Origin of the sequence: Streptomyces sp. NBC_01481 (assembly GCF_026339995.1) — a bacterium.
Taxonomy (GTDB): domain Bacteria; phylum Actinomycetota; class Actinomycetes; order Streptomycetales; family Streptomycetaceae; genus Streptomyces.
The window spans coordinates 440977-459254 of the sequence record NZ_JAPEPT010000004.1; the positions used below are offsets into that span (position 1 = coordinate 440977).

Below are 18278 nucleotides of genomic sequence, written 5' to 3' on the forward strand. Positions count from 1 at the left end.
GCCGCCCTCCTTCCTTCTTCCTCCGTTTGGAGTGGTCTCATGCGTACTGATCAACAGCACGGTGTCCGACTGCCCGAGGGGGTGGCCGGCGAGTACGGCGAGCTGCCGACGCTTACCGACCTGTGCCGCGCTCGTGCGGCGGCCGAGCCCGACCGGAAGAGCTTTGTGTTCCTGGGCGACGGGGTCGAGGAATCGGACTCACTCACCTTGGCCGAACTCGACCACCACGCACGGGCGATCGCCGTGACGCTGCGAAAGCAGGTTCCCACCACGCGCGCACGCGCGCTGCTGAGCTACCCGCCCGGACTGGATTTCCACGCCGCCTTCCTGGGCTGCATCTACGCGGGTCTGATCCCGGTCCCGGTGGCTCCGCTCGACGGCACGCGGGGTAATGCCAAGTGGACCCGGGTGGAGTCGATCGCCGCGAGTGCAGAGCCCTCCCTGTTCCTGTCCACCGGCCCGATGCTTGCCGCCGCGGAGCCGGTCCTCACCGGCATCGACGGACTCGCCCGACTCACACGGGTGGCGACCGACGAGGTCTGCCTCGACCTGGCCCTGCGATGGACCCCGCCGGCGGCCGCCGCCGAGATGGTCGCCTACCTGCAGTACTCCTCGGGATCGACCGGCGTGCCGAAAGGCGTCGCGATCACTCACGGCAATGTGCTGCACAACCTGTCGTTGATATACGACAACACGCGCCGGCCTGCCGACGATGCCGGGCTGCCCCGCCCGTCGTCGGTGTCGTGGCTGCCGCCGCACCACAACATGGGCCTCATCTGCAACGTCCTCGACCCCCTCTTCTCCGGCCGGGACGTCACACTGCTGCCGACGATGACATTCGTACAGCGTCCGCTCACGTGGCTGCGAGCGATCTCCCGGCTCGGACGCGCGGACAGCTGCGCGCCGAACTTCGCCTACGACCTGTGCGTCCGCCGGGTGACCGACGCCCAGCGCCGTGAACTCGACCTCAGCCGTTGGGAGATGGCTCTGGTTGGAGGTGAGCCCGTCCGCGCCGATACGCTCGACCGCTTCAGCGCGGCATTCGCAGAGGCCGGCTTCCGCCGCAAGGCGCTGTCCCCCGCGTACGGCCTCGCCGAGGCGACAGTGATGGTCACGGCCTGTCCGGTCGGCAAGGGCCCGGAAGTCCTGCGGGTGGACTCCGAGGCGCTCTCCGCCGGAAAGGTGCGCCCAGCCGCGTCGGCACAGGACAGTCGGGAGCTGGTCGGCTGCGGCCCGATCCATCCGTTGAGCACGGCTATTGCCGTCGACCTGGAGACAGGCAAGCCCTGCGAGGAGGACGAGGTGGGCGAGATCTTCGTGTCCGGCCCGAGCGTCGCGACGGGCTACCTGAACGCTCCCAAGGAGAGTGCCGAGACCTTCATGGGGACCCTTCCCGACCAGCCGGGCGAGCGGTTTCTCTGTACCGGTGACCTCGGATTTCTGCACAGCGGGGAGCTGTTCATCACCGGTCGGGCGAAGGACGTCATCATCATCGCCGGTGCCAACCACTACCCGCAGGACATCGAAGCCACCGTTGAGGCCAGCCACCCGGCAGTCCGCGAGTTCGGTACGTGCGCGGTGTCGGTCGACGACGGCGCACACGAGCGGCTCATCGTGCTCGCCGAGACGACGACAGCAGTCGGCGGCGAGAGTGATGAACCGGTGAACGCCCAGGAGATCAAGCGGGAGATCAGGCGCGCCGTCCATGCAGGTCACCGCATTCAGGTTCACGATGTCGTCCTTCTCAAGCCGGGGACGCTGCCGCTGACGACGACGGGCAAGCTGCAACGGCGCGACAGCCGGGAGCGGTACCTCGGGGGCTCCTTCGAGGCCGCCCTGATCGAGTAGGGACCAGTCGTTGGCGGTGATGTCCGCCGCTGCCCCGAACGGCGTACGCAGCCCGGTCGCGACGGCGCGCCGGGCTCCGGGCCACGTGGTCCCGGCCTGTAATGGGTGCCGAACGGCCCCAGCCCTCAGCTTGCACGGGCGGGCGACGCCCACCGGGTCCGGAGCGTTCGGCCGCGGTCAGCCTGTGCCAGGACGGAGAGCGATGCACGAGATGTCCATCGCGGTGGCTGTCGTCGACCAGGTGGAGCAGGCGGCCGCCGAGGCGGGCGACGTCATCGCCGTGACGTCCGTACGGCTCCACGTCGGCGAGTTGGCCGGAGTGGTCCCCGACGCCCTGTCGTTCTGCTTCGAACTGGCCTGTGCCGGGACCGTCCTGGAAGGTGCCGAGCTGATCACGGAGTTCGTGCCGGGTCGTGCCCGCTGCGAGCTGTGCGCCGACGAGTGGGCGGTCGGCATGCCGCCCCAGCTGTGCTGTCCGGTGTGCGGAAAGGCGGCCGTCGAACTGCTGTCGGGCCGCGAACTGCAGATCGTCAGCGTGCAGGTGGAGGACGGCCAGGGGCACCGACGCACCCGTGAACCCATTTCCGAGGAGTGCTGAAGCATGTGCCGTGTGGTCGATCTGCAACAGGCGGTCCTCGCCAAGAACGACGCGACCGCGCACGCGCTGCGCGTCGGCCTTGCCGCCCGCGGCACCACGGTTGTCAATCTCCTGTCCAGCCCCGGCAGCGGGAAGACCGCTCTGCTGGAGGGTGAGCTGCTGCTGGCACGGGAGCGGGGAGTACGGGTCGCTGCCCTGACCGCCGACCTCGCCACCGAGAACGACGCCGTGCGGCTGGCCCGTTCAGGCGTCCCGGTCAAGCAGGTGCTGACCGACGGTCTGTGCCACCTGGAGGCCGGGATGCTGGGCGGGCACCTGGAGGGATGGCTGCCCGATGACACCCGGCTGCTGTTCGTGGAGAACGTCGGCAACCTGGTCTGTCCGGCCTCGTACGACCTCGGCGAGACCTTGCGGGTTGTGCTCGCCTCCGTAACGGAAGGGGAGGACAAGCCGCTGAAGTACCCGACCGCCTTCGGTCTGGCACACCTGGTTGTGGTGACCAAGACCGACATCGCGGAGGCGGTCGAGTTCGACGAGGCGGCGTTCCGGGCGCATGTCGCGCAGATCAATCCCGGGGTGGAAGTGCTGCTGACGTCGGCGCGGCGGGGCGACGGCGTGGGCGCGCTGCTGGACCGGGCGACGGCGGCGGCCGACGGCGAATCGGTGCACACACCCGTGATGGCTCGTCAGGAGCGGCACCATCACCACGATCACGGGACGCACGCCCGTGCGGCGGCCGCCGGCGCCACGGCGCAGTCCGGCTCGTGAGCGGTCCGCAGCGGGCCGCCGTCGCCGTCGTCGATCAGGCGGTGCAGCGCAGGCGGGTCACGGTCCGGGGCGTGGTGCAAGGCGTCGGGTTCCGGCCGTTCCTGTACACGCTCGCCACCGGGCTCGACCTGGTCGGTCATGTGACCAACACTGGTGAGGGCGTTGTCGCGGAAGTCGAGGGTCCGCCCGCCGACGTCGCCCTGTTCTGCGACCGCATCGGGGCGCAGGCGCCGCCTCTCGCGCGCGTCGAGTCCGTCGACCATCATGAGGTCCCGGCCACGGGGGGTGAGGGGTTCGTCATCGCCCGCTCCACGACCGGCGGCCCCGCGCGCACCCTCGTCTCGCCGGACATGGCGACCTGCGCCGCCTGTCTCGCCGAACTGGCCGATCCGGCCGACCGGCGTCACCGCCACCCCTTCATCACTTGCACACACTGCGGCCCGCGCGTCACGATCGTCCGCGGTCTTCCGTACGACCGGGACCACACGACGATGGCCGACTTCCCGATGTGCGCCGACTGCGCCCGGGAGTACGCCGATCCGGCCGACCGCCGCTTTCACGCGCAGCCGGTCGCCTGCCACGACTGTGGCCCCCGCCTGCGTCTGCTCGCGGCTCAAGCGGATACGGAAGGCTCACCCCGGCCCATTACCGCCGCGGACCCCGTCGCCGAGGCCCGCAGACTCCTGTCCCAGGGCGCGATCCTCGCGGTGAAGGGACTCGGCGGATATCACCTCGCCTGCGACGCCTCCAACTCCCGGGCGGTGGCCACATTGCGCCGGCGCAAGGCCCGCGGCACGAAGCCGTTCGCCCTGATGGCCAGAACCGTCGCCGACATCGAGCACCTCGTGCATCTGGGCCCCGAGGAGCGAAGCCTGCTGACGGGCCGCGTCAGGCCCGTCGTCCTGCTGCGGCGGCGCACCGACGCGGGATTTCCCGGGGTCTCGGAGGAGGTCGCCCCGGGCAGTCCCGATCTCGGCGTAATGCTTCCGTACACACCCGTGCACCATCTGCTTCTGGGCCTGCCCGGCGATGCCGACGGGCTACGGCTGCTCGTGATGACCAGCGGGAATGTGGCGGGGGAGCCGATCGTCACGGAGGACACCGACGCGCTGACCCGGCTGGCGCACCTGGCGGACGCCTGGCTCATGCACGACCGCGGGATCCATGTGCCGTGCGACGACTCCGTGGTGCGGGTGTGCGACGGGGAGGAGCTGATCGTCCGCCGTTCTCGTGGCTACGCCCCGCTGCCCATCGCATTGCCCGTACCGGTGCCCGCGGCTCTTGCTGTAGGCGGCGACCTCAAGAACGTGTTCTGTCTCGCGGAAGGGCGCAGGGCCTGGCTGTCGGCGCACATCGGGGACATGGACGACCTCGCCACACAGCAGGCCTACGAGCGTGCAGAAACGCAACTGGAGTCGATCACCGGAGTGCACCCAGCGCTGCTGGCGGCAGACCGGCATCCCGGCTATCGCTCCGGACAGTGGGCCACCCGGCACGCGGCCGGACGACAGGTCGTACGGGTCCAGCACCATCACGCGCACATCGCCTCCGCGATGGCGGAGCACGGACTGGACGGGAGCCGCCCGGTCATCGGGGTCGCGTTCGACGGCACTGGCTACGGTGACGACGGGGCGGTGTGGGGCGGGGAGTTCCTGCTCGCGGACTACGACGGGTTCAGCCGCCTCGGACACCTCGCCTACGTCTCCCAGCCGGGCGGCGACGCCGCGGTGCACCGCCCGTACCGCATGGCACTCGCCCATCTGCGCGCTGCAGGCATCGCCTGGTCCCCGGACCTGCCCTGCACTGCCGCTTGCCCGCCCGGCGAACTCCGGGTCCTGGAGCAGCAGTTGGAGCGGAACCTGAATTGTGTGCCCACCTCCAGCATGGGGCGGCTGTTCGACGCTGTGTCCTCGCTCGCGGGCGTCTGCCATCGGTCCGGATACGAAGCTCAGGCAGCCGTCGAGCTGGAGGCGGCCGCCCTGACGGCAGCGGCCGAGGACGACGCGGGCTACTCGTTCGCCGTGCGGCCTGCGGGCTACGGCCGGGCCGCGGCAGCCGCCGACCCCGCTCCCGTTCTGGCAGCGGTCGTCGCCGACGTACGGGCGGGCACCTCCCCGGCCCTCGTCGCCGCGCGCTTCCACCGGGCCGTCGCCGGTCTCGTACGCACGATGTGTGTCATGGCGCGGGAGGAGCACGGGCCGGACACCGTAGCGCTGACCGGCGGTGTCTTCGCCAACGCCCTGCTCTCCTCGGCGTGCGCGCGGTTGCTCCGCGAGGAGGGCTTCACCGTCCTGCGCCACCGCCACGTCCCGCCGAACGACGGGGGACTGGCGCTCGGGCAACTGATGGTGGCCGCACACGCCGCCGTGGCCCAGCGGTCGAACAGCGACTGACGATGCGCCCGGAAAGAGCGGGCCACGAACCCCCCACAGCGAGGAGAAGCGCATGTGCCTGGCGGTACCCGGGAGAGTCCTGGACATCGAGGAACGCGACGGCACCCGTATGGCCAACGTCGATTTCGGCGGCGTCGTCAAGGAGGTGTGCCTGGAGTATCTGCCGGACCTCCAGGTCGGCGAGTACGCCATCGTCCACGTGGGGTTCGCCCTGCAGCGCCTGGACGAGGAGTCGGCCAAGCAGACGCTCGAGCTCTTCGCGACGCTCGGGATGCTCCAGGAGGAGTTCGGCGATCCGTGGGAGCTCGCGGCACAAGCGGGTGGATCCCCGCTGCCCGCCGCCGGTATCGACACACCCCAGGAGGCACAGAAGTGAAGTACATCGACGAGTTCCAGGACCCGGATCTGGCGCGGCGCCTGCTGGATGACATCCACTCCACCGTGACCAGACCGTGGGCGCTGATGGAGGTCTGCGGGGGACAGACGCACACGATCATCCGGCACGGTATCGATCAACTGCTGCCCGACCAGGTGGAGTTGATCCACGGACCCGGTTGTCCCGTGTGTGTCACCCCGCTGGAAGTGATCGACAAGGCGCTGGAGATCGCCTCCCGTCCGGAGGTGATCTTCTGCTCCTTCGGTGACATGCTCCGTGTGCCGGGCACCGGCCGTGACCTGTTCCAGGTCCGCAGCGAAGGCGGCGATGTACGGGTCGTCTACTCGCCGCTCGACGCCCTGAGGATCGCTCAGCAGAATCCGGGCCGGGAAGTGGTGTTCTTCGGCATCGGATTCGAGACGACCGCGCCGCCCAACGCCATGACGGTGTATCAGGCGCGCAGGCTCGGGATCCGGAACTTCAGCCTGCTGGTGTCCCATGTCAGGGTGCCTCCCGCGATCGAGGCGATCATGCAGTCCCCGAGCTGCCGGGTGCAGGCCTTTCTCGCGGCCGGGCATGTGTGCAGCGTGATGGGCGTGTCGGAGTATCCCGAGCTTGCGGAACGGTTCGGTGTCCCGATCGTGGTGACCGGATTCGAGCCGCTGGACATCCTCGAGGGGGTACGCAGGACCGTACGGCAGCTGGAACGCGGGGAGCACACCGTCGACAACGCCTACCCGCGTGCCGTCCGCCCCGAGGGAAACGCCGCGGCCCAGGCCATGCTGGCGGATGTCTTCGAGGTCACCGACCGTGCCTGGCGCGGTATCGGAACCATCCCGGGCAGCGGCTGGCGGCTGTCCACGCGGTACCGGGACTTCGACGCCGAGTACCGCTTCTCGGTCTCCGGCATCCAGACCAGGGAGCCGGCGGAGTGCCGCAGCGGCGAGGTTCTGCAGGGGCTGCTGAAGCCCCATGAGTGCGAGGCCTTCGGCACGCTGTGCACGCCCCGGACCCCGCTCGGCGCCACCATGGTCTCCAGTGAGGGCGCGTGCGCCGCGTACTACCTCTACCGGCGACTGGACATCAAAACCGCATCGCTGGAGGCGAGCCCAGTTGTCTGAGACCACACAAGCGCCCTCGATCGATACGCCGGTGAACGGCTCGGCGCAGACCACCGAGCTGCCGGACCCCACGGCGTGGACCTGCCCGGCCCCCCTGCGAGACCGCCAGAGCCGGGTGGTGATGGGGCACGGCGGTGGCGGCGCCCTCTCCGCCGAGCTCGTCCAGCACATTTTCGCGCCCGCCTTCGGGGGAGAGGTGCTGCGGCAACTGGGCGATTCCGCGGCGCTCTCGCTCGGCGGGGTCCGGCTGGCCTTCTCCACGGATTCCTTCGTGGTGCGACCGCTGTTCTTCCCCGGTGGCAGTATCGGCGACCTGGCCGTCAACGGCACCGTCAACGACCTTGCCATGAGCGGTGCCCAAGCCGCGTATCTCTCCTGCGGGTTCATCCTGGAGGAGGGGGTCGAGCTCTCGGTGGTCTCACGCGTGGCCGGGGCGCTGGGCACCGCCGCACGCACCGCGGGGGTCGAAGTCGTGACCGGCGACACCAAGGTCGTCGAGGCAGGCCACGGCGACGGGATCTACATCAACACCGCCGGGATCGGCATCATCCCGACCGGCGTCGATCTGCGGCCGCAGCGCGTCGTCCCCGGTGATGTGGTGATCGTGAGCGGCGCGATCGGCGTCCATGGCGTAGCGATCATGAGCGTCCGTGAGGGCCTTGAGTTCGGCGTCGAGATCGAGAGCGACTGCGCCGCGCTCGGCGGTCTGGTGCAGACGATGCTCGCTGTCACCCCGGACCTGCACGTGCTGCGCGATCCCACCCGCGGAGGCCTGGCAGCCGCGCTGAACGAGATCGCGGCGGCCTCCGGCGTCGGAGTCGTCATCCAGGAGCGCAGCATTCCTGTCCCGCCACCCGTGGCCAATGCCTGTGCCATCTTGGGGCTGGATCCGATGTACGTCGCCAACGAGGGCAAGCTCGTGGCGTTCGTCCCGCGCGAGCACGCGGAGCCGGTCCTCGAGGCGATGCGCTCGCACCCTCTGGGCGCTGACGCGACGGTGATCGGCGAAGCCGTGGAGGCGCACCCCGGCATGGTGGTGGCGCGTACCGGACTCGGCGGCACACGGGTGGTGGACCTGCCGATCGGGGAGCAGCTGCCGCGGATCTGCTGATACCTGTCGGCTGCACGGGGGATGGGCTCCGCGTCGCCGCTATCCCTGGTTGTTGAGGAAGCCGATGGCCAGCGCGCCCCACCAGCAGACCTGGGATATGAGGGCGGTGGCGGCGCCCCACATCAGCGTGCGCGCCGGTGGGGAGGCCGCCGCTGCTCCGGCGATCCGGCGCCGCAGGATCGCCGCCTGCAGGCCGTTGAGGGCGAGGAGCAGCACGAGGGCCAGCTTGATCCGGGTGAGGGGGGAGGCGAGGTCGGGGTGGAGCATGATGCCGCTGGCCACGAGTCCTGCGAGCCCGGCCCAGATCGGGGTGTGCAGGCGCGCCGCGCACCCGACCGCCTCGCCCAGTTCGCACCGGCCGGTGAGCCACAGCAGTCCGTAGTAGTCGGCCACCAGAACGGCTCCGAAGCCGAGAACCAGGGACGCCAGGTGCACGAAGAGAGCCGCTGTGTGCAGGGCGGGGTCGGCACGCAGGTGCGTGGAGATCCATACGCATGCCGTCCAGCCCAGGCAGATCAGCAGCGCACCCGCGGCCGATGTCCACCAAACCGGCAGTGGGCCGGTGTTGTCCCGGTCGGCCGGGCGGCCGACCGAAGAGATGGAGGGGTGGCTGGACATCGACGGCTCCGAGGACTGAGATCTTACAAGAAATTTAGGTAAGGCTTACCTTGTCTGCATGCTGCGGGTCAATGCGGCCGTATCCCTGTCGGATCCACCCGAACATGCCGAGACACGTACAGGTGGCCTCAACTTCCCTGCAGGGGACGGCCCTTCGCGATCCGTCGGACCGGCCCGGCAGGACTGCAGACAGACGTGATTCTCCGCGTAGCGCGGGTCTGGTGTGCGGTCCGGTGACTGGGGGTGTCAGGATGAAGCCATGAGTAACGTGTTTTTCGACATCACCATCAACGACGAGCCCGCCGGCCGGATCGTCTTCGCGCTGTTCGACGACGTGGTCCCCAAGACCGCGAGGAACTTCCGCGAGCTCGCCACGGGCGAGCACGGCTACGGCTACGAGGGCTCTTCCTTCCACCGCGTCATCCCGGACTTCATGCTCCAGGGCGGTGACTTCACCGCCGGCAACGGCACGGGCGGCAAGAGCATCTACGGCGCGAAGTTCGCCGACGAGAACTTCCAGCTCAAGCACACCAAGCCGGGCCAGCTCTCCATGGCCAACGCGGGCCCCAACACCAACGGCTCGCAGTTCTTCATCACGACCATCGTCACCGACTGGCTGGACAACAAGCACGTCGTCTTCGGCGAGGTCGTCGAGGGCATGGACCTCGTGAAGCGGATCGAGGGCCTGGGCTCCAGCAGCGGTGCCCCCAAGGCGAAGGTCACGATCGCCAAGTCGGGCGTCGTCGAGGGCTGATCCCGTCCGCGCGGCGACCGCCGCGCGAGCTCAGGGGCCGGGCGAATCGCTACCACGGCGGCCGCCCGGCCCCGACCCGTTCCACTTCGGGGTGCAACCGTGGCGGCGTGAGCGCGGAGCCACGGTGCGGTGTATGCAGGACCTATGAGTCATGGACGACTCCGCCGGAGCACTCGCTGGTCATGGGAGCCGGGTCACGCCCTTGTGGCTGTTCCCCTCGCGATGATCGCGATCGTCACGACGGTCGACATCCTGGCTCCCCCCGACGTCCACCTCGGCCCCTTCCTGGTCGCCGCTCCCGCGGTCACGGCGTCCTTCGCCGGGCCTCGGACGACCGCGTTCATCGGCGCGGTCGCCGTCCTGGCTCAGGCGGCGGTCGCGATGGCCCGCACCAGCCTCACCGACCTGAACCACACCTTCCAGATCATCGCGCTGATCCTGATCTCGGTCATCGTGACCTTCTTCGCCTACCTGCGAGAACGGCACGAGAAGGAACTCATCCAGCTCCGCTCCGTGGCCGAGGCGGCCCAGCAGGTGGTGCTGCGGCCGCTGCCGCAGCGGATCGGTCCGCTGCGTATCGCCTCCGTCTATCTCGCGGCCGAAGCGGAGGCGCAGATCGGCGGCGACCTGTACGCCGCCGCGCGCACGGCACACGGGACCCGGCTCATCATCGGGGACGTCCGGGGCAAGGGGCTGGAGGCGATCGGGGACGCCGCTCTCCTCCTCGGCGCCTTCCGGGCCGCTGCCCATCGGCAGGCCGACCTGCCGGCGCTCGTGGCCTATCTGGAGGGAACCGTCTCCTCGAACCTGGACGACCCCGGGGCCGATCCCGACGACCCCGACGATCACGGCGAGGCATTCATCACCGCGGCCGTCCTCGACGTCCCGGACAAGGAGTCGACCCTTGACCTGATCAATTGCGGTCACCCCTCGCCCCTCCTGCTGCGCGGTGGGCAAGTCACCGCGCTGGACGTGCGCCGTCCGGCACCACCCCTGGGCCTCACCGAATTCATGGACTCCGACGTCGCCCCCGAGGCCTTCGCCTTCGAGCCGGGCGACATCATCCTGCTCTACACGGACGGCGTCATCGAGGCCAGGGACCGGTCCGGCACCTTCTACCCCCTTGCGGAGCGGGTGGCTCCGTGGACCGGAGAACATCCTGACGCCCTCCTGAGCCGCCTCTGCCAGGACCTCCTGAGTCACGCGGGCGGAAGCCTGGGCGACGATGCGGCGATGGTGGCCATCGAGCGCATGCCGGGCATGGGGGAGTCCGGGATCAGCCCGCGGTGAGCGTGCCCATCCATTCCTCGACCGCGTCCGGGGTGCGCGGCAGCGCCGCGGACATCAGCCGGGCGCCGGACGCGGTGATGACCAGGTCGTCCTCGATCCGTACGCCGATGCCCCGCAGCTGCCGCGGCAGCGTCTCGTCGTCGGGCTGGAGGTAGAGGCCCGGCTCCACGGTGAGGACCTGGCCCTCCTCCAGTACGCCGTCGAGGTAGGTCTCGGCGCGTGCCTTGGCGCAGTCGTGGACGTCGAGGCCGAGCATATGGCCGCTGCTGCACAGGGTGTAGCGGCGGTGGAGGTCGCCCTCGGGGCTCGTCAGGACGCCCCACTCCGTCAGGCCCTCTGCGATCACCCGCATGCAGGCGCGGTGGAAGTCCCGGAAGCTCGCGCCCGGTTTGAGGGCCGCGATCCCCGCGTCCTGGGCGGCGAGAACCAGTTCGTACACCTGGCGCTGCACGGGGGAGAAGCGGCCGGACAGCGGAAGAGTGCGCGTGATGTCCGCGGTGTAGAGCGTGTCGGTCTCCACGCCCGCGTCGAGCAGCAGGAGCTCGGTCGGGTCGAGGGCGCCGTCGTTGCGGATCCAGTGCAGGACACAGGCGTGCGCACCGGACGCGGCGATGGTGTCGTAGCCCGTGCCGTTGCCCTCGGCGCGGGCCCGCAGTCCGAAGACGCCCTCAATGTGGCGTTCGCCGCGCGGATGATTCAGCGCCCGGGGCAGGGCGCGTACCACGTCCTCGAATCCGTCGGTCGTGTGGTCGACGGCGAGCTGGAGCTGGCCGACCTCCCAGGCGTCCTTGACGAGGCGCAGTTCGGACAGCGTGGTGGCCAGTGCGGTGTCGCTGGAGGCGTCCCGGGCCGGCGGCAGCCGGTCCAGGCCGTCCAGGTGCGCGCAGCGGATTCCGGTGAGGCGTTCGGTCTCGGCGAGGTCGGGACGGCGGCCCACCCAGAATTCGCCGTACCGCCGGTCACGGTAGAACTCGTCGCCGTCGCGGGGGGAGCGGGGGCGCAGATACAGGACCGCCTCGTGGCCGTGCGGCCCGGACGGTTCGAGGACCAGTGCGTGACCCGGCTGGTCCTCTCCGGTGAGGCCGGTCAGCCAGGCGTAGGCGCTGTGCGGGCGGAAGCGGTGGTCGCAGTCGTTGGAGCGCACCTTCAACTGCCCCGCGGGTATCAGCAGTCGCTCGCCCGGGAAGAGCGCGGAGAGCCGGGCACGGCGGGCCGGTGTCACGGCGTGGGCGGGCACGCGGGTGTCGGCCGGAAGCGGGGTGGCCGCCCAGCCGGTGCGCATGAAGGACGCCAACTCGGGTGAAACGGGCAAATCGTGGCTGCCCGTGCCGGGGCGCGCGGGCTGGTGGGTGAGAGTTTCGTCGGCAGTCACGGGAACTCCTCGAAGACGAACGGACTCTGAGGGGTTGTCAGTGCAATTTCACATTACTATGTTACGGGTCACATCGTAGACCATCCGAGTCCGGAAGCGATTCACGTCCGTGCTCGGCCGGTTCGCGATGACCGCACCGCTGTCACACCGCACAGCCACCTCCCACCTCCCACATCAGGAGTCACCGGTGTCCCAGCTCAGATCCGCGCGCAGACCCCTGCTCGCCTCCGCGCGCAGACCCCTGCTCGCCGGAGCAATAGCCGTCGCCCTGCTCGCCCCGCTCGGGCAGACCGCCCAAGCCGTGGACAGGGAGTCGGCGACCCCCAAGGCACCCGCCACCTTCGCCGCCCGGCCGGGCCCGGTCGCCACGCCCGCGACCGCAGGCGCCGACAACCCCTTCGACGAGGTCGAACACCTTGCCAAGGCACCCAAGCCCGCCTTCAAGCCGGCCTCCGCACCCGGCGGGTTGGCGGAAGGCCGCACACCCGGCCGTCAGAGCAAGGGCAAGAGCAAGGCCTCTTCCAGCGCCCCGGTCAGCGCCGCCGGAGTCCCCTGCACCCTCGACGGCATCACGCGCCTCGCGCCGGAGCAGCTCGCCGACTTCCTCGCCGACCCGGCCGTCACCGCCGACGGCTGCCTCCGAGACCTCATCTGGACCTGGGACGCCCGGCTGACGCCGGTGATGTCCGACGCCCACGTCCAGGCCGTCGGCCGCCGGATCTCCTCGCTCGCCGCCGCCCACGACGGCCGCAACGGCACCCACCTGCTGGAGATGTTCACCTATCTCCACGCCGTCGTGTACCACGACTTCTCGCGCCCCGAGATAGACATCACCGACGTCCCGACCACCGAGATCCTCCGGCGCGCCATCTACGACTTCGGCAGCGCGGCCCGCACCTTCCAGGTCACGCGGACCAATGCCGAGACCCTGCGCGAGGCGCTCTACACGGGCAGCGCCCCCGGCCTGCGGCACAGCCAGCTCGGGCTGATCAGAAAAGTCCTCGCCACGATGGACCGCTACCACAAAGGGCAGTACGACAACGCCTCCTGGGGCGGCGCGGCCCTGGCCGCCCTCTCCGTGAACTACCTCGGCATCTACCCGGGCAACCGGGACTCGGCCTTCCACAACGTGGTCACCGAGAACCCCTCGTACCGCGCCTCCTTCCGGGCCTTCGCCGACTACACGCACCTCAAGGGCACCGTCAACGAATGGGTCGTGCGCGACGCCCTCGGCGAATACGGCCGCTTCGGCCAGGTCGACGCCCTGAAGGCGCGGATCGTTCCCGACCTCGGAGCCCTGCTGCCCGTCGCACGCGCCAACTTCGGCGACGGAAGCCGCCCCTGGGCCTCACTCGTGTCGTGGCTCAACTTCTACGAGGCGTGCAAGCCCTACGCCGTGTGCAAGGAGGACATCGAGCGGAAGATCTTCCCGTACACGTACACCTACGACAACGGCGCCATCAAGGTGCGCACCGGTCTCGACCGCGCCACCGTCGACCAGCTCTACTACGCGAGCAAGCAGGTCAGGGCGCAGTTCCACCGGGTCCTCGGCACCGAGCAGCCGCTGGCCGGCGACACCAACACCTCGCTGACGATCGTGCTCTACGGATCGCGCGCCGACTACGAGGTCTACCACCCGATCCTGACGGGGATGGGGACCCAGAACGGCGGCATCTACATCGAGCGCGGCGCCACCTTCTACACCTATCAGCGCCGGGTCCCGCAGGACTCCTCGCTCACCCTCGAGGAGCTGTTCCGGCACGAGTACGTCCACTACCTCAACGGCCGCTGGGCGGTGCCCGGCTACTTCGGCGAAGGGCCCTGGTACAGCGGGGACCGGACCACCGCGATGGACGAGGGGACGGCCGAGTTCTTCGACGGCGCCACCCGCGACGACGGGATCAAGGTGCGCAAGTCCTTGGTCCGCGGAATCATCAATGACACCGCGGGCGGCGGACCCCGGATGACCGTGAACCAGCTCCTGCACGCCACGTACGACGGGGACGGCTTCCGGTTCTACAACTACGCGGGCACCTTCTTCGAGTACCTGTGGACCGAACGCCCCGCCCTGCTCCGCGAGATGTACGGATACCTGCGGGCGAACGACCCCGCGGGCTTCGACGCCTGGCGCACCCGCCTCGGCGGCGACGCGGCGCTGCAGCGGGCGTACGACAGCTTCCTCGACGCGCAGATCGCCAAGATCGACGACTTGTTCGTGCCCAACACGACCTTCACACCCAACGACCGGCTCAGGGACGCCACTTCGGAAGCCGTACGCCAGTCCTTCGCCACCGCCACGTACGCGGACCCGGTGTGCTCCGAGGGGGGCGAACCCGGCAAACGGCGTTTCACGTGCACCGGGAGGATCACCGCGAATCTCTCCGACGCGGGCAGCCCTGACCGTGTCTTCAAGGACATGTCCGAGACGGTCGACTACTTCATCCTCGACCGTGCGGGGGCGGCGTCGAACAACCTCGCCGACATGAACTGCTCCTTCGGGCCGGTCGAGATCTGGAGCAACCGGCAGGCAGGCTCGTCGACATACCGCTGCGAGGGGCCGCTGCGCAGCTGACGCGCTCAGCCCTGGGCGGTCCCGTCGTGGTGCGCACGACGGGACCGCCCACACCGAAAGCCCCAGCCCGACCGGGCATTGAAAGGTGACATTGTACGCTGGCACTCCGCATCATCCCGGAGGGCATGCCATGGGCGACCTGAAGCAGCGCAACCTGATCACGGCCCAGGAACGGCTGCGCGACCAGGTGGCCCACGCGCTGCGCGCCGCGCTCGTCGCCGGTGAACTGCGTCCCGGCAGTGTCTACTCCGCCCCCGGTCTCGCCGCCGACTTCGGCATCTCCGCAACCCCCGTACGTGAGGCGATGCTCGACCTCGCCCGCGAGGGCCTGGTCGAGCCCGTACGCAACAAAGGCTTCCGGGTCACTGAAGTCAGCGAACGCGATCTCGACCAGTACACCGAACTGCGCGCGCTGATCGAGGTCCCGACCGTCGGCAATGTCACACGGACCGCGACCACGGAGCAGCTTCAGGCACTGCGCCCGATCGGCGAGGAGATCGTGACCCAGGCGCGGGAGCACAACCTCATCGGGTATCTGGACGCCGACCGCCGCTTCCACCTCGGCCTGCTCGCCCTGGCAGGCAACGACCGTCTCGTCGAGACAGTCGGCGAGCTGCGCAAGCGGTCCCGCCTCTACGGTCTGACCCGCCTCGACGAACGAGGCCAGTTGATCTCCTCCGCCGAGGAACACCTGGAACTTCTGGACCTGATGGTGGCGGGCGACCACGCCGCCGCCGAGGCCTGCATGGCGCGCCACCTGGGCCATGTCCGCTCCCTCTGGGCCCAGGCACGCGACGAGCCGGTCGAACCCCGCCCCAAGCGCGCCCTCGGCACAGCCGTCATCGGCCGCCAGGCCCGCTGACCGGCACCGACATGGTCACGGCCGGCGGAAGATCGTGATCGAGTGGCCGACCTCCTCGACCGGTCTGCTGCTGTCGATCAGCGCCTTGAGCCGGCCGCTCGCCTTGGCGATCGAGGAGTCGGACACGACCAGCAGTCCGTGAACCTGGTCCGGGGGCACCGTGCGCGGGTCGGACGCGTCGATGCCGTAGAAGGCAGGCACCCCGCTGCCCTTGTAGACGAGCCAGATCTGCTCCCCCGGATACCGCTGCCTCAGACGGTCGGCGAGCCTCCCCAGGTCTTGGCCCCAGTCGACGTTGGAGTCGTGCAGATGCAGGTGGGTCTTCGACGGTCCGCCGAACGCCTCGTTGGAGTACGGCAGGTAGTACGGGTACGTCCGCAGCGAGCTGACCGCGACGAACAGGACCAACACCGCCGTCACGACGTGTGCCCACCGCCGTCTCAAGGCGACCACGCAGGCCGCGGCGACGGCGAGGAACATCGGCAGGAAGACGGCGTAGCGGACACCGAAGTCGCGGGACCCGCTGAGCGCCGCGGCCAGCAGCACGGCCGGGGGGACAAGCACATACGGTGCGGCGGGCCGCAGCCGGGGCAGCGCCACGACGGCAACAGCACCGGCGAGCCAGAGCGCCAGCATGCCCAACGGGGTCTTGATCAGCAGCGCGGCCGGCAGGTAGTACCACAGCGAGCCGACGTAGTGCCTGCCCAGTAGGAAGCCGGTCCACTTCGCGTCCTCGAAAGCGAACTGGACGCGCATGCCGTCCCGGTACGGCTGGGGGAACGGCAGCCAGTCGACGGCAAGTCCCCGCAGCCCGTGGGCGACCGGCACGCCCTCGGGCGCAGCCCAGCGCAGGCGTGGGTCGACGGCGAGATACGTCGCCCACACCACGGCGACCATGACCAGCGCCACCGCGACCGCCGCCGCCACGCCGAGCGCAAGCAGCCGCGCCGTCCCGCGCCTCCCGGTGCCGGGCGTCCGGCGGGCGTACCAGACCGACAGGACGACCAGGAGCAGCAGCACTGGAACCGCGGGCAGCGCGCTCATCTTCGTGGACACGGCCGCGCCGAGCGTCGCCCCGGCGAGCGGGAGATACAGGCGGGGCCGCAGCCGTGCCCGCCACAGCGACCAGACCGACGTCAGCAGGAAGCCCGCCATGGGTACGTCGAGTGTGGCCAGCGATCCGTGAGCGATGACGTCGGGCGAGAACGTGTACAGGGCGAGCGCTGTCAACCCGCCCACGGAGCCTGTGAGGTCACGGGCGAACGCGAGGACGACCAGCCCGAACAGCAGCGTCATCACGATCACCGGCAGTCGTGCCCACAGCATCACCCGCCACGGATCGTTGCCCGACTCGTACAGGAGGTGCCGCCCGAGCGCCCCTTGGTTGCCGACGAAGGCAGGGTCGAGATGAGGGTGGGCCAATGCGGGTCCGGTCGCGATGATCAGCTTGCCCAGTGGTGGGTGCTCAGGGTTGTACCGCAGGCTGTGCTGCTGTACGTAGACCACCGCCGTGCCCACGTACACGGGCTCGTCGATGGTCGGGGTCTGCTTGACCGCGGTCGTGACCATGGCGAGGGCCATCTGCGCGAGGAGCGCGGCCACGGCGAGTGCGAACAGCCATCGCCGGTGGCGCCGCAGGCCGTCGAATCGGCTCGGGGGCTTCCCGGTGGCCGACGCCGTTCGCGGGTGAGGCACAGCGGGCGGAGCGGCGTGCTCGGCAGCGGCGGGTTCGAGGACCGAGGGTTGATCTTGCGTCATCGGCCGTGTATTCCGGAGAGCGACGTCATGGCCCTACTTTCCCCTATCCACATCCGTCGCCGTGACCCGACGGGTGCGTACCGCATCGCCCTTCGTGGCCCGCGTCCTCGCCGGGCTGAAACCGGCCGGAGGTGGAACCGAGCCGGTGCGCCGGTCGTTTCCGGGGTGGATACATACGCACGGTGCAGGGGGCTGCGATGGCAGGCGCGGAAGTCAGCGAGTGGCGCGGGTCGTCCCGGGTCGCGGCCGCGGCCAAGCTGGTGGTCGGCTGGGTGGCGCTGCTGTGGGCGCTGGAAGCGGTCGACGTGGCCACGGGCCATGCCCTCGACTCGTACGGAATCGTGTCGCGCGAGCCGTCCGAACTGGTCGACATCGTCCCATCCGCCTTCATCCACTTCGGCTTCGGGCATGTCGCGGCCAACAGCCTCCCGCTCCTGGTCTTCGGCTTCCTCGCCGCACTCGGCGGCATCCGGCGTTTCCTGGCCGTGTCGCTGCTCATCGTTGTGGTGGACGGCCTCGGCGTCTGGCTGATCTCGCCGTCGAACACCAACACGGCAGGCGCGTCGGGCCTGATCTTCGGCCTCTTCGGCTACCTGGTGGTGCGCGGCTTCGTGGACCGCAAGCTGCTGGAGGTGGGGGTGGGTCTGCTGATCGGCGCGATCTGGGGCAGCTCGATCCTGCTCGGCATATCCCCGGCGAACACCGAAGTCAGCTGGCAGGGCCACCTCTTCGGCCTGATCGCGGGTGTGGCGGCGGCGTTCGTCTTCCGGCGCCGGGCGGGAAGGCCCAGCCCGGCCGGCGTGTGACGTCCGTAAGATCCGCCTCGGAGCCCGGGCC

At 69.8% G+C, this 18278-nt stretch carries 15 protein-coding genes; 12 read left to right on the forward strand and 3 right to left on the reverse strand.

Going from position 1 to position 18278, the window contains the following annotated elements:
* Nucleotides 1-39 precede the first annotated feature (39 nt).
* The 7 genes from OOK40_RS23735 to hypE all read left to right on the forward strand — a co-directional run bounded on the left by OOK40_RS23735 (nucleotide 40) and on the right by hypE (nucleotide 8215).
* Complete coding sequence (locus OOK40_RS23735) at nucleotides 40-1848, forward strand: fatty acyl-AMP ligase (RefSeq protein WP_266485449.1); 1809 nt, start codon at nucleotides 40-42, stop codon at nucleotides 1846-1848.
* A gap of 202 nt (nucleotides 1849-2050) precedes the next feature.
* Nucleotides 2051-2446, forward strand: coding sequence for a hydrogenase maturation nickel metallochaperone HypA (gene hypA, locus OOK40_RS23740; protein ID WP_266485452.1), 396 nt, complete (start codon nucleotides 2051-2053; stop codon nucleotides 2444-2446).
* A 3-nt stretch (nucleotides 2447-2449) separates the two neighbouring features.
* A complete protein-coding gene (gene hypB, locus OOK40_RS23745; RefSeq protein ID WP_266485460.1) occupies nucleotides 2450-3214 on the forward strand; it encodes a hydrogenase nickel incorporation protein HypB in 765 nt (254 codons plus the stop codon).
* The gene (hypF, locus tag OOK40_RS23750) at nucleotides 3211-5607 is read left to right on the forward strand and encodes a carbamoyltransferase HypF (protein ID WP_266485462.1); all 2397 of its coding nucleotides are present in this window, start codon (nucleotides 3211-3213) and stop codon (nucleotides 5605-5607) included. Before hypB ends, hypF begins: the two co-directional genes overlap by 4 nt.
* A 52-nt stretch (nucleotides 5608-5659) precedes the next feature.
* Nucleotides 5660-5983, forward strand: coding sequence for a HypC/HybG/HupF family hydrogenase formation chaperone (locus tag OOK40_RS23755; protein ID WP_266485465.1), 324 nt, complete (start codon nucleotides 5660-5662; stop codon nucleotides 5981-5983).
* The gene (gene hypD / locus OOK40_RS23760; RefSeq protein WP_266485468.1) at nucleotides 5980-7104 is read left to right on the forward strand and encodes a hydrogenase formation protein HypD; all 1125 of its coding nucleotides are present in this window, start codon (nucleotides 5980-5982) and stop codon (nucleotides 7102-7104) included. Before OOK40_RS23755 ends, hypD begins: the two co-directional genes overlap by 4 nt.
* Before the next feature lie 31 nt (nucleotides 7105-7135).
* Complete coding sequence (gene hypE, locus OOK40_RS23765; protein WP_323136116.1) at nucleotides 7136-8215, forward strand: hydrogenase expression/formation protein HypE; 1080 nt, start codon at nucleotides 7136-7138, stop codon at nucleotides 8213-8215.
* Nucleotides 8216-8254: 39 nt separating this feature from the next.
* Here hypE and OOK40_RS23770 read toward each other — a convergent pair whose 3' ends face one another.
* Nucleotides 8255-8833, reverse strand: coding sequence for a hypothetical protein (locus OOK40_RS23770; RefSeq protein ID WP_266485471.1), 579 nt, complete (start codon nucleotides 8831-8833; stop codon nucleotides 8255-8257).
* A 259-nt stretch (nucleotides 8834-9092) separates the two neighbouring features.
* On the opposite strand from OOK40_RS23770, the gene OOK40_RS23775 reads away from it, so the two are divergent.
* On the forward strand, nucleotides 9093-9587 hold the full coding sequence (locus tag OOK40_RS23775; RefSeq protein WP_266485474.1) for a peptidylprolyl isomerase: 495 nt from the start codon (nucleotides 9093-9095) through the stop codon (nucleotides 9585-9587).
* A 144-nt stretch (nucleotides 9588-9731) separates the two neighbouring features.
* Nucleotides 9732-10877, forward strand: coding sequence for a PP2C family protein-serine/threonine phosphatase (locus OOK40_RS23780; RefSeq protein WP_266485477.1), 1146 nt, complete (start codon nucleotides 9732-9734; stop codon nucleotides 10875-10877).
* Here the strand turns inward: OOK40_RS23780 and OOK40_RS23785 are convergent.
* Complete coding sequence (locus OOK40_RS23785; RefSeq protein WP_266485479.1) at nucleotides 10864-12249, reverse strand: aminopeptidase P family protein; 1386 nt, start codon at nucleotides 12247-12249, stop codon at nucleotides 10864-10866. The two genes, OOK40_RS23780 and OOK40_RS23785, sit on opposite strands and share 14 nt — an antisense overlap.
* A gap of 187 nt (nucleotides 12250-12436) precedes the next feature.
* On the opposite strand from OOK40_RS23785, the gene OOK40_RS23790 reads away from it, so the two are divergent.
* The gene (locus OOK40_RS23790) at nucleotides 12437-14821 is read left to right on the forward strand and encodes a collagenase (protein ID WP_266485481.1); all 2385 of its coding nucleotides are present in this window, start codon (nucleotides 12437-12439) and stop codon (nucleotides 14819-14821) included.
* A 130-nt stretch (nucleotides 14822-14951) separates the two neighbouring features.
* Complete coding sequence (locus OOK40_RS23795) at nucleotides 14952-15683, forward strand: GntR family transcriptional regulator (protein ID WP_266485483.1); 732 nt, start codon at nucleotides 14952-14954, stop codon at nucleotides 15681-15683.
* 15 nt (nucleotides 15684-15698) lie between these two features.
* Here OOK40_RS23795 and OOK40_RS23800 read toward each other — a convergent pair whose 3' ends face one another.
* Complete coding sequence (locus OOK40_RS23800; protein ID WP_266486569.1) at nucleotides 15699-17264, reverse strand: glycosyltransferase family 39 protein; 1566 nt, start codon at nucleotides 17262-17264, stop codon at nucleotides 15699-15701.
* A gap of 374 nt (nucleotides 17265-17638) precedes the next feature.
* On the opposite strand from OOK40_RS23800, the gene OOK40_RS23805 reads away from it, so the two are divergent.
* Nucleotides 17639-18247, forward strand: coding sequence for a rhomboid family intramembrane serine protease (locus OOK40_RS23805; RefSeq protein ID WP_266485485.1), 609 nt, complete (start codon nucleotides 17639-17641; stop codon nucleotides 18245-18247).
* Nucleotides 18248-18278 lie beyond the last annotated feature (31 nt).